The organism is Desulforadius tongensis, from assembly GCF_016907915.1.
GTDB lineage: Bacteria > Bacillota > Desulfotomaculia > Desulfotomaculales > Desulfohalotomaculaceae > Desulforadius > Desulforadius tongensis.
The window spans coordinates 78,537-89,917 of sequence record NZ_JAFBCW010000010.1 but is presented as its reverse complement, the minus strand read 5'-3'; the positions used below and the strand labels follow the sequence as shown (position 1 = coordinate 89,917).

The following is an 11,381-nucleotide window of genomic DNA, read 5'->3' as shown; positions in this document are numbered from 1 at the left end:
CCAGTGACGCCCTTGCTTACAGGTTGTCTTCCCGCTGGTTAGGCGACAGGGTTTCTTTCAACCCATCGGCTCGGCAGACATGCCAGGCAAACAATTAATATCGGCGACTTTTTACAGCGGCTGGAAATAGCGCCCGGTGTTGTCTTTGTGGTGGGCGGGTTTATAAAGGCCGGTTTGTGTTTATTGGCCGCCGCCAATGGTTTAGCCAAAATATTTAATTTCCCAAATTACCGTTCAATAGTAACCTCCGTAGCTCTGCTGACGGCCAATTTTACTTACCTGGTGTATGAAGACGTTGCGGAAATGGTGCAGTGGTCTGTTAAAGTATGGCCCTGGTATGCTTTACCCTTCCAGGTAATTCTGCCTTTACTCATTCTCATCTGGGCTGAAGTAAAGAAAAGGCAAACCCAAAACAACTGACCTGCTTTCTGTTCACCGGTGGTGCCGCAGCGGCTGCTGCCTTGGCACGTATAATTGTTCCTGTCTCTGCCTTTCCTTCTCCACCCGCTTTTTGCTGAGCATAAAGGTCAGCGGAAGAACAAAGGAAATTATAATTGCGCTGACAACAAAGGTATCGTCCAGGGCATTCATAAACGACTGCCGGGCAACCAGGCCGGTTAGTATTTCAATGGCCCCCTGCTCTGCAGCGTTTCCCACCAGGCGCGGCCGGCCAGGCAGCCCTGCATTTGGGCCACCATCATTCCGGTCACCGGTGAGCTTAAGGTAACATTTTCACTTAACACCGCGGTATGGTAAGCCTGCCTTTGCAGCATCACATAGGTCAAATAAGCAATACCCATGGAAGCAGATACCTGCCTCACGGTATTGTTCAGGGCGGTGGCCCTGCCCACCAGCATCCTGGGCACGGTGTTCATGCCGGCGGTGGTCAACGGCATGGTGGCCAACCCCAACCCCACGGCCCTGACGGACAAAATAATCTGCAGGTAGCGGTAATCGGTATCCAAACTCAAGTTATGTAAATGATAAGTTATAACCGTTACCAGCGCCATGCCGCAAAAGCACAGGCCGAAAGCCCCGAATTTATCAAAAATTTTACCGCTGATGGGCATCATAAAACCCGTTACCAGGGCCATGGGCATCATCATTAAACCTGTTTCCATTGGTGTGAAGCCCAGCATATTCTGAGCATAGATGGGAATTAAAAAAACCACTGAAAATAACGCAATGGTAGAAATACAGGTGGCTGTTAAACTGGCCACTAATACCGGGTTTTTTAACAACCGGATATCAATTAGCGGGTTGGGTACTGACAGCTCCCACATCACAAAACAGATCATGGTAAAACCGGAAAGTAAAAATAAAGTGACAATATACTGGGATGTCCAGCCCCTGTCCTGTCCCTCACTTAGGGCCAGCAGCAGGGAAAAGCAAGCTGCGGCACTAAATATCACCTGGTGCAGCCGGTTAAAAGCAGCACCATTAGGGCAGCAATCAATGCCAGTAACTTTACTTTTTTCATTCTCCCATATAAACCCCCATCCGTTCTTTTTCAATCCCCCTGAAAAAAGTTATACTGCTGGGCCAATTTAAATCTGCTGCTAAATTTTCAGCAATCTTGATAAAAAATGCTCACAGCCGCAGTAATGTCTTCTTTCTAATTTCTTCTGATTCCTTCTAATTCCTTCTAAATTATCCCGCCCACCGGGCCGGTGTCAGCAGTTTAATATTTAACAAAGGGCTTGTTTCATTTCGACAAAAACTCTAATATAATATACTTAATTTAAATGTTGGGAGTGTTGTAGATGAAGATCGGTGTACTTAGCGATACCCATGGCAGTTTAAAGTATTTTGATCAAGCGCTGGAATCTTTAGGAAGCTGCCACTACATAATTCACGGGGGTGATGTTTTGTATCACGGGCCCAGGAACCCCCTTCCCGAGGGCTATAACCCCAAAGAATTGGCGCAAAGAATTAACAGTCTAAACAACATTATCTTTACCCGGGGCAACTGCGACGCTGATGTGGATCAAATGGTCATTGATCACCCCATTCAAAGTCCTTATGTGTTTACTCAACTGGGCCGCTTAAAAATATTTCTCTGTCACGGGTATGAAAAAGAAAAAAGTGTGCTGGTAAAAATGGCCAAAGGTTTTGGGGCCCATTTGTTCATTTACGGTCACACCCATATCAAGGAACTCTACCGGGATGAAGATTTAATCGTTTTAAACCCCGGCAGTATTTCCCTGCCCAAGGACGGCATCCATTCAGCAGCCGTTATAGATGAAAGAGCTGTCCGGCTTATTGATATAAGCAATAATGAAGTTATCAAGGAGCTGGCTTTATAACTACGACCCGCCGCGTTACCCGTACGGCGGGTCGTAATATTAAAATTCAGAAAAGGTAACCGGTTGTAAACGTTGAAATTATGTACCGGGTACTGTATTAAACCCTGTCAACCAAACCGATCTTGAAAATGCGAGGTGAAGTAACTTGCCCACCTGCTGCTGCCAAAACAACGCCGTTGATGACAGGCAAAAGGCTTTACAACGGGCATTAAGCAAGTATCAAAACACTAAAGGTGCTTTAATTCCCCTGCTGCAGGAAGCCCAGGAAATATACGGCTACCTGCCCGGGGAGGTTATGCAGTATTTATCCAAAGAACTGAAAATTCCCTTCAGCAAAGTTTACGGGGTGGCCACCTTTTATGCCCAGTTTCATCTCCAGCCCCGGGGGCGGAATGTCATCCGGGTTTGTACCGGTACAGCCTGTCACGTAAAAGGGGCCGGCGGTATTTTGCAGAGTATACAGGAAAGCCTGGGAATTAAAAGCGGGGAAACCACCGCCGATCTGCGCTACACTTTGGAAACGGTGGCCTGCCTGGGGGCCTGCGGCCTGGCACCGGCCATGATGGTTAACAACGATACTTACGGCCGCCTCACCCCGGCGGAAACTCTGCAGGTACTTAAACAGTACAAATAGGAAGGAAGATAGTTATGAAAAACCTTGCTGGTAAATATAAAAAGATAATCTGTGTCTGCTCCGGTGGGTGTACTTCCTCCGGTTCCGGAAAGGTGCTGGCCGGGCTGCAGGCTGCAGCGGCGGAAAAAGGACTTGCCGGCAAAGTGCTGGTGCGGCCGGTGGGCTGTCACGGCTTTTGCCAGCAGGGACCCATTGTAACCGTTGAACCGGAAAAAATTTTTTACACCAGGGTAACGGAAGCAGATGTGCCGGACATTCTGGAAGCACTGGAAACCAACCGGCCGGTGGAGCGGCTTTTGTACGTTGATCCCACCAGCGGAAAACCAGTTGTTACCTACGATCAAATTCCCTTTTATTCCCGGCAGCAAAAACTGGTGCTGGAAAAGTGCGGCTGTATAAATCCCGAAAACATTGAAGATTACCTGGACCAGGGCGGTTACAAAGCTTTAAAAAAGGTGTTATCAACCATGACCCCCCAAGAGGTGGTGGATGAGGTTAAAAATTCCGGTCTCCGGGGCCGTGGTGGGGCCGGTTTCCCCACCGGCATCAAATGGCAGGGAGCTTTAAGCGCCAAGATTAAGGATAAAAGATACGTTATCTGCAACGCCGATGAGGGTGACCCCGGTGCTTTTATGGATCGCAGTGTGCTGGAGGGAGATCCTCACTCGGTGCTGGAGGGTATGGCTATCTGCGGCTTTGCCACCGGTTCCCATGAGGGATATATCTACGTGCGGGCTGAATATCCCCTGGCCATTAAACGGCTTAAAATTGCCATTGCCCAGGCTGAGGAATACGGCCTGTTAGGTGACAATATTTTAAATTCCGGTTTTAACTTCCACATCAAAATCAAGGCCGGTGCAGGGGCCTTTGTATGCGGCGAAGGTACTGCCTTGATGGCTTCCATTGAAGGCAGCCGGGGTATGCCCAGGTTTAAAACGGCCCGCTCCACCGAGAAAGGACTGTGGGGAAAACCCACCACTTTAAATAATGTGGAAACCTTTGCCAACATACCGGTGATTATTAACAAGGGAAGCCGCTGGTACTCTTCCATCGGCACAGAAAAAAGTACGGGCACCAAAATTTTTTCATTAACCGGTAAAGTAGTTAACACCGGTCTGGTGGAAGTACCGATGGGTGTCACCCTGCGCCGGATTATATTCGACATCGGCGGCGGCATCCAGAATAATAAAAAGTTCAAGGCCGTCCAGGCCGGTGGACCCTCCGGCGGTTGTATACCGGCAGATTATCTTGACCTGCCGGTGGACTATGATTCGCTGGACGAAGTGGGAGCAATGATGGGATCCGGTGGTTTAGTGGTCTTGGATGAAACCACCTGCATGGTAGACCTGGCCCGCTTTTTCTTAAAATTTACCCAGCAGGAATCCTGCGGCAAATGCACTCCCTGCCGGGAGGGCACCAAGCGGATGCTGGAAATTTTAACCCGCATTTGCGAGGGAAAAGGTACGCCCAAAGATATCGACGATCTGGAACGGCTGAGCAGGGTCATCAGCTCCACTTCACTGTGCGGCCTGGGAAAAAGCGCCCCTAACCCGGTGTTAAGCACTTTAAAATACTTCCGCAGCGAATATGAAGCTCACATTAACGACAAACGCTGTCCGGCGGGGGTATGCTCCAATTTGCTGGTGTATACCATTGATGCCGCAAAGTGCACCGGCTGCGGCGCCTGTGCCAGAGCATGCCCGGCCGGAGCTATAAGCGGGGAAAAGAAACAGCCCCATGCAATAGACGCCGGCCTTTGCATTAAGTGCGGCAGCTGCCTGCAGAAATGCAAATTCGGCGCGGTAGTAAAAAAATAACTGCTTTTAAGGAGCGTGAGCAAATTTGTCTACCATCACGTTAACTATAAACGGGCAGCAGGTTACCGTTCCCGCCGGCAGCACCATTTTGAAGGCAGCGGAAAAGTTAGGGGTGTTTATTCCCACGTTATGTCACCACCCCCAATTAACAGCCGTTGCTTCCTGCCGCATCTGCGTGGTAGAAGTTACTTTCAAGGGAAGAAAAAAACTGGTCCCCGCCTGCATGACCGGCGCCCAGGATGGGATGGAAGTAGAAACAGAATCCGCGGCGGTGGTGGAAAGCCGCCGGACTATACTGGAACTGCTGCTGGCCAATCACCCCCAGGACTGCCTTACCTGCGGCCAAAACGGGGACTGCCGCCTGCAGGATTATGCCTTTAGGTACAACGTGCCCGGTGCAGGTTTCTCCGGGGAACGCCATGCCTACAAAATCGAAGATGATAACCCCTTTATTATCCGGGATATGAACAAGTGCATTCTCTGCGGCCGCTGCGTGCGCATGTGCGCCGAAATTCAGGGAGATGGTGTGATAGACTTTGCCCACCGGGGTTTTAATACCAAAATCAGCACCGCCATGGACCTGCCCTTAAGCAAATCGGAATGTGTTTTTTGCGGCAACTGTGCGGCGGTATGCCCGGTGGGAGCACTGCAGGAAAAAGGCCTGCGCAGCAGTGCCCGTACCTGGGAAGTAAAAAAAGTTAAAACCATCTGCCCTTACTGCGGCACCGGATGCAGTATAGAACTCAACGTTAAGGATGGCCGGGTGGTGGGCGTTACTTCCTGTGACGGTGAAGTTAACGGCCCGGCCCTGTGTGTAAAGGGCCGCTTTGGCTACGGCTTTATTCACCATCCGGATAGGCTTACCACCCCGTTGATTAAAAAGAACGGCCGGTTTGTGGAAGCATCCTGGGAAGAAACCATCAGCTTGGTGGCGGAAAAGCTGACCGGCATAAAAAATGATCACGGGCCCGATGCGCTGGCGGTATTGAGTTCCGCCCGCTGCACCAATGAAGAAAATTACCTGCTGCAGAAATTCACCAGGGCGGTGCTGGGTACCAACAACATCGACCACTGCGCCCGGCTCTGACACGCCCCCACCGTCGCCGGTCTGGCGGCATCATTTGGCAGCGGGGCTATGACCAACAGTATTGATGAAATTGCCGGGGCAGATTTTATTCTGGCCATCGGTACCAACACCACTGAAACTCACCCGGTAATTGCTTTACAGGTAAAGAAGGCCGTCAGGCAGGGTGCTAAGCTGGCGGTGATAGACCCCCGGGTTACCAAGCTGGCGGAACTGGCAGATTATCACCTGCAGCTTAATCCGGGCACCGACTGCGCCCTGTTAAACGGGCTGGCCAACGTCATCATCGCGGAAGAACTGTGGGATAAAGATTTTGTAGCCCACCGCACCGAAGATTTTGCTTCTTTCCGGCAGTGGGTGTCTGGATATACACCGCAGTATGTGGAGCGGGTAACGGGAATACCGGCCGATGTCATCTACAAACTGGCCCGGGAATATGCCGGGGCTGAAAATGCAGCCATCCTGTACACCATGGGATTAACCCAGCATATCAGCGGAACTGCCAATGTACACGCGGTGGCCAACCTGGCCATGCTCTGCGGGCAGGTGGGAAAAAAACACAGCGGCGTTAACCCCCTGCGGGGTCAGAACAACGTGCAGGGGGCCTGCGATATGGGGGCGCTGCCCGACGTACTTACCGGATATCAAAAGGTAACATCTGACGAAGTTCGAGCCAAATTTGCCCGGGCTTGGAAAGTTGACACCCTTCCCGCCTCTGCCGGCCTCACAGTGGGTGAAATGATGGCCGGGACCCAAAAGGGCTGCATCAAGGCCATGTATATCGTGGGGGAAAACCCGGTATTGTCCGATGCCAATGCCGGTGATGTTAAAGAAGCTTTACAAAAGTTAGATTTTTTAGTGGTGCAGGATATTTTCCTTACCGAAACAGCCCGGTTAGCCGATGTGGTGCTGCCGGCGGCCAGTTTCGCCGAAAAAGAGGGAACTTTTACCAATACCGAACGCCGGGTACAGAAGGTGCGTAAAGCCATTGCACCCATGGGCAGGGCCAGGGCAGACTGGGAAATTATCTGCCTGCTGGCCGGTGCCATGGGTTACACCATGAACTATCAATCCCCGGCAGAAATAATGGATGAAATAGCAAGCCTTACCCCTTCTTACGGCGGCATTTCCCATGCCCGTTTGGAAAAAGGAAGCCTGCAGTGGCCCTGTCCCAACAAAGATCACCCCGGTACACCGGTACTGCATAAAGAAAAATTTGTACGCGGCCGGGGTAAGTTTCACCGGGCAGAATATATACCGCCGCAGGAACTGCCGGATCAGGAGTACCCGCTGCTGCTGTGTACCGGCAGGCGCCTTTACCACTACCATACCGGCACCATGACCCTTAGAACCGGGGCACTGGAAAAGTATTACCCGGGGGAGTACCTGGATGTTAACCCCATTGACGCGCGGAAATGGAAATTAACACCGGGCTGCCGGGTACGGGTGATTTCCCGCCGGGGAGAAGTGGAATTGGTGGTGCGCATTACCGATACAATCCCCCCGGGCATGGTGTTCACATCCTTCCATTTCCCGGAGGTGCCCATTAACAATTTAACCAATCCCGCCCAAGACCCTATTGCCAAGATACCGGAGCTGAAGGTATGCTCCGTCAGGTTAGAACTGCTGTAGCACAAACAAGTCCCCAGCTGCTTTTCAAGCTGGGGACTTGTTTTATATTTTACCGCTATTGGGAGCAAAATAATAGTAATCATTTTTAGCGATAAAGAATTGGCCTACACTTACGATTATATATAACATTAATATACAGACATGTTTTATAATCTGCATTAGATATAAAATACTAAATTTCACCTAAAAAGAAGAAATTTAGCAGGATTTGGGACTATTTTATAGAAATATCTAGGATAAAAGTCCTGCTTTTTGTAAAAAAATAAGTTTACTTATAGATAAAAGAAGTAAGGTGATCAGTATTGGATAAATCGATCCACCCATCCCGCAAGGCGGAAATTAATATTCAGTTATCCGAGTTTGAAGTTCCTCCCATACAAGATATACTATTGGTAGGAAAAAAAGCCCCCATCGGTCCGGAAGCGGTACGCCAAATGATAGACGCCCTTTCACCGGAACAGTATGAAATAATTCTTATTGATCATATTTTTTTTGAAGCGGTGGTGCTGAAAAAATCCATCACCAAGCTAATTCCTAAAGAAAAGCTGTTATCTATAATTTTAGACGAAGGAGAACGGATAGCCTCTGAAAATACATTGTTAAGGGCCCAAGTAAACATTACCATTCAAGTGACCAGGGGAGTTGACCTGTAAAATGCTCATTAAAGACATCATGGAAACCAATCTGATTACTGTGAACCCTTATCAATCAGTTAGACAGGCAACTGATTTAATGCAGCGGTACAGAATTAACGGGCTGCCGGTGCTGCATAAAGATAACCTGGTGGGAATAATTACCTCCCGGGACATAAAGGAAAATCATCCCAACCGGCTTGTTGCCGATGCAATGAGTAAAAAAGTTAAAACCGTTTCTCCTTACTATTCCATATGGCAGGCTAAAAAACTGATGGAAGAACACGATATAGAACGCCTGCCGATAATAGAAAACGGCCGGTTAGTGGGATTAGTTACAAAAGGAACACTGCTGGCCGAGTTAAATAAATACTTTGACCCCCTCACGGGCCTCAACCGGAGAGAATACCTGTGCTATAAAGTATTAGACCTTTTACAAGAGCACTCGCAAATTACCATTATTTTTTTAGATCTCAATAATTTCGGAAATATTGACAAACAGTTTGGCCACGTGCTGGGAGATGAAGTATTAAAACAAACCGCCCGGATACTAAAAGATATAGTAGAAAAAAATGATTCTTATCTCTGCCGCTACGGCGGGGATGAATTTGTTATTGCCAGTGTAAAACCGCTGGATGACGCTGTAAGCCTGGCTCAAAAAATAATCGCCATAATGCCTGAGCAAAAGTGGCCCCGGGGTATTAAGGTCAGCTTTTCTGTGGGCATAGCCAGTAAAAAAATATTTAACAACCAGCAGATTGATTCTGCAGTTTACGATATTATCAATGCCGCCAGCCTGGCTTCGACAAAAGCAAAATCAGCACTGAATTCACTGGTAATAGTGGAATTGTAAACTATAACCGCCAATTAGAACAAAGAAACCCGCTCCCCGGCAGGTTTCTTTGCCCTGTGCTCACTTTAATTCCACCACCGTTACTCCTGCCCCGCCTTCGCCTGCTTCTCCCAGGCGGTATTTTTTTACCCTGGGGTGACCTTTCAGCTCCCGCTGTACCGCTGCCCTCAGTGCCCCGGTACCCTTACCATGTATCAGGTTAACTTGTTTCAGTCCCGATAAATAGGCGTCGTCCAGGTATTTTTCCATAGCCAGCAGCGCCTCTTCCGCCGTCATGCCGCGCATATCCAGGCTGCTCTTAATTTCCCGGGCTTTATTCATAATTAAACTGCCCACCTGGGTTTTACCGGTTTCCCCCTTGGATTCTTTAACCGGCTGCAGTTCATCTCTAGGCACCGTGATTTTTAATATTCCCGCCTGCACCAGCACCTGATTGTTATCTCCTATCTCCAGCACATATCCCTTTTGATTGTACCGGGGTAAAAACACCTCGTCACCCGGTTGTAATTTTGCGGGCGGCTGATGCTGCCGGGCGGCCTTTTTGATCCTTTTGTTAACGGTTTTATCCTGCAAATTGTACAGATTCTCCCGGGCCTTTTTTATGGCCTCTTCCCGTTCCCGGGCCGACTGCCGGGCCAATTTTTCCCTTAATTCTTTGATAACAGCTTCCGATTCTTCCCGGGCCTTTTTAATAATGGAGCGGGCTTCTTCCCGGGCCTTTTCCAATATATCTTCTTTGCGGGAGGTCAGCTGCTGTTCCAGCTTTTTGTACCGCTGCTTTAATTCTTCACTTTCCTGGCGCAGTTTTTGGGCCTGCCGGCGCTCGGCTTCCGCCTGCTGCTGGGTACGTTCCAGCTGTTCCATCAGGTCCGCCACCTGAATTTGCTCTTCAGTCATATACCCCCTGGCCTTTTCCACCAGTTCCTTCGGTAAACCCAGCCGGGCCGCAATTTCAAAGGCATTGCTGCGCCCCGGTTTGCCAATCAGCAGCCTGTATGTGGGCTGCAGTGTTTCGCTGTCAAACTCCACACTGGCATTTTCCACCCCCCTGTGGGCATAGGCAAAATTCTTCAATTCACTGTAGTGGGTGGTGGCAATGGTGCAGACGTTATTGCTGTGCAGGTAGTGCAGAATGGCCTGGGCCAGGGCCGCCCCTTCGGTGGGATCGGTTCCGGACCCCAGCTCATCCAGCAGCACCAAACTGCCGGCACCGGCCCGGTTAATAATATTTATTATGCTGCTCATGTGGGAGGAAAAGGTACTGAGGGACTGTTCAATACTCTGCTCATCACCGATATCGGCAAATACCTGGTTAAAAATTCCCATTTCTGAGCTGCCTTCCGCCGGAATGTGCAGCCCGGCCTGGGTCATCAGTACCATCAATCCCACCGTTTTTAAGGTAACCGTTTTACCCCCGGTATTGGGCCCGGTAATAACCAGGGTATTAAAGTCTTCCCCCAGCTGTATGTCCACCGGCACAACCTTTCCGGTCAATAAGGGGTGGCGGGCCTTTTTAATATTTATTTTAGTATCTTTTATTATTTTCGGCTGCCAGGCATCCAGCCGGCGGCTGTAACGGGCTTTGGCCAGCACGAAGTCCAGGTGGCCCAGGGAATGCAGGCAGTAGCCCAGTTCTTCGGCCACCCCGGCGGCCATACTGCTGAGATCCGTTAATATGCGCTGGATTTCCTGCTTTTCTTCCGCCATCAACCGGCGCACCTCATTATTGGCCTCCACCACACCCATGGGTTCAATAAACAGTGTGGCTCCGCTGGCCGACTGGTCGTGCACTATGCCCGGTATTTGTCCCTTGTACTCCTGTTTTACCGGCACCACATAACGGTCGCCCCGGATGGTGTAAATGGGCTCTTGTAAATATTTTTGCTTTTCCGGTGAGCGGATGATGCTGTTCAGCCGTTCCTTAACCCTGGCCTGGGCACTGCTCATGCTGCGGCGAATGCGGGCCAGCTGCGGGGTGGCATTGTCTGCAATTTCCCCGCCGGGCAGTACGGCCGATAAGATAGCCCTTTCTATTTCCGGCAGATCCACCAGTCCCCGGGCAATTTCCGCCAGCGCCGGGTAGCGGTCCTTTCTCTCTGTGAGAAAACCTTTGATGCGCCGGGAAGCGGCCAGCGTTTCACCAACGGCAAACAATTCTTCGGCGGTGAGCAGGGCATTGCGCTGCAGGCGTTCTATTTCACCGCGTATGTCATGCCAACCGCCGAATTCAGCACCCGGCTCAAAGCGCATCAGTTCCCTGGCCTGGGTGGTTTCCGCCTGCCGGGCCAGCACTGTATCTATATCCCTGCTGGGTTTAAGCTGCAGAGCCAGTTCTCTGCCCAGCGGGGAACCGGCATGCTCTGCCAAGCGCCGGCATACTTTGTCAAATTCCAGTCTGGCGTAAGTTCTATCCTCCATAGTAC

Annotated in this window: 10 protein-coding genes; 7 read left to right on the top strand and 3 right to left on the bottom strand. The window is 50.2% G+C overall.

Features of this window, described 5'->3' with window-relative positions; genetic code table 11:
* Positions 1-147 precede the first annotated feature (147 nt).
* Positions 148-420, top strand: coding sequence for an SLC5/6 family protein (locus JOC37_RS05790; RefSeq protein WP_204617026.1), 273 nt, complete (start codon positions 148-150; stop codon positions 418-420).
* A 12-nt stretch (positions 421-432) separates the two neighbouring features.
* Here JOC37_RS05790 and JOC37_RS13190 read toward each other — a convergent pair whose 3' ends face one another.
* Both JOC37_RS13190 and JOC37_RS05785 read right to left on the bottom strand, forming a co-directional pair.
* Positions 433-657, bottom strand: coding sequence for a hypothetical protein (locus JOC37_RS13190; RefSeq protein ID WP_238480779.1), 225 nt, complete (start codon positions 655-657; stop codon positions 433-435).
* Positions 618-1,514, bottom strand: a complete 897-nt coding sequence (locus JOC37_RS05785; protein ID WP_238480778.1) for an MFS transporter — start codon at positions 1,512-1,514, stop codon at positions 618-620. Before JOC37_RS05785 ends, JOC37_RS13190 begins: the two co-directional genes overlap by 40 nt.
* A gap of 249 nt (positions 1,515-1,763) precedes the next feature.
* Here JOC37_RS05785 and yfcE point away from each other — a divergent pair, with 249 nt between their 5' ends.
* The 6 genes from yfcE to JOC37_RS05755 all read left to right on the top strand — a co-directional run bounded on the left by yfcE (position 1,764) and on the right by JOC37_RS05755 (position 8,958).
* Positions 1,764-2,306, top strand: coding sequence for a phosphodiesterase (gene yfcE / locus JOC37_RS05780; protein WP_204617024.1), 543 nt, complete (start codon positions 1,764-1,766; stop codon positions 2,304-2,306).
* Positions 2,307-2,451: 145 nt separating this feature from the next.
* A complete protein-coding gene (gene nuoE, locus JOC37_RS05775) occupies positions 2,452-2,940 on the top strand; it encodes an NADH-quinone oxidoreductase subunit NuoE (RefSeq protein WP_204617023.1) in 489 nt (162 codons plus the stop codon).
* Positions 2,941-2,954: 14 nt separating this feature from the next.
* On the top strand, positions 2,955-4,757 hold the full coding sequence (locus tag JOC37_RS05770) for an NADH-quinone oxidoreductase subunit NuoF (protein ID WP_204617021.1): 1,803 nt from the start codon (positions 2,955-2,957) through the stop codon (positions 4,755-4,757).
* 25 nt (positions 4,758-4,782) lie between these two features.
* Complete coding sequence (fdhF, locus tag JOC37_RS05765; protein WP_204617019.1) at positions 4,783-7,473, top strand: formate dehydrogenase subunit alpha; 2,691 nt, start codon at positions 4,783-4,785, stop codon at positions 7,471-7,473.
* Positions 7,474-7,775: 302 nt separating this feature from the next.
* On the top strand, positions 7,776-8,126 hold the full coding sequence (locus tag JOC37_RS05760; protein WP_204617017.1) for a hypothetical protein: 351 nt from the start codon (positions 7,776-7,778) through the stop codon (positions 8,124-8,126).
* Position 8,127: 1 nt separating this feature from the next.
* The gene (locus JOC37_RS05755; RefSeq protein WP_204617016.1) at positions 8,128-8,958 is read left to right on the top strand and encodes a GGDEF domain-containing protein; all 831 of its coding nucleotides are present in this window, start codon (positions 8,128-8,130) and stop codon (positions 8,956-8,958) included.
* Positions 8,959-9,018: 60 nt separating this feature from the next.
* Here the strand turns inward: JOC37_RS05755 and JOC37_RS05750 are convergent, their stop codons facing one another.
* Complete coding sequence (locus JOC37_RS05750) at positions 9,019-11,376, bottom strand: endonuclease MutS2 (protein WP_204617014.1); 2,358 nt, start codon at positions 11,374-11,376, stop codon at positions 9,019-9,021.
* Positions 11,377-11,381 lie beyond the last annotated feature (5 nt).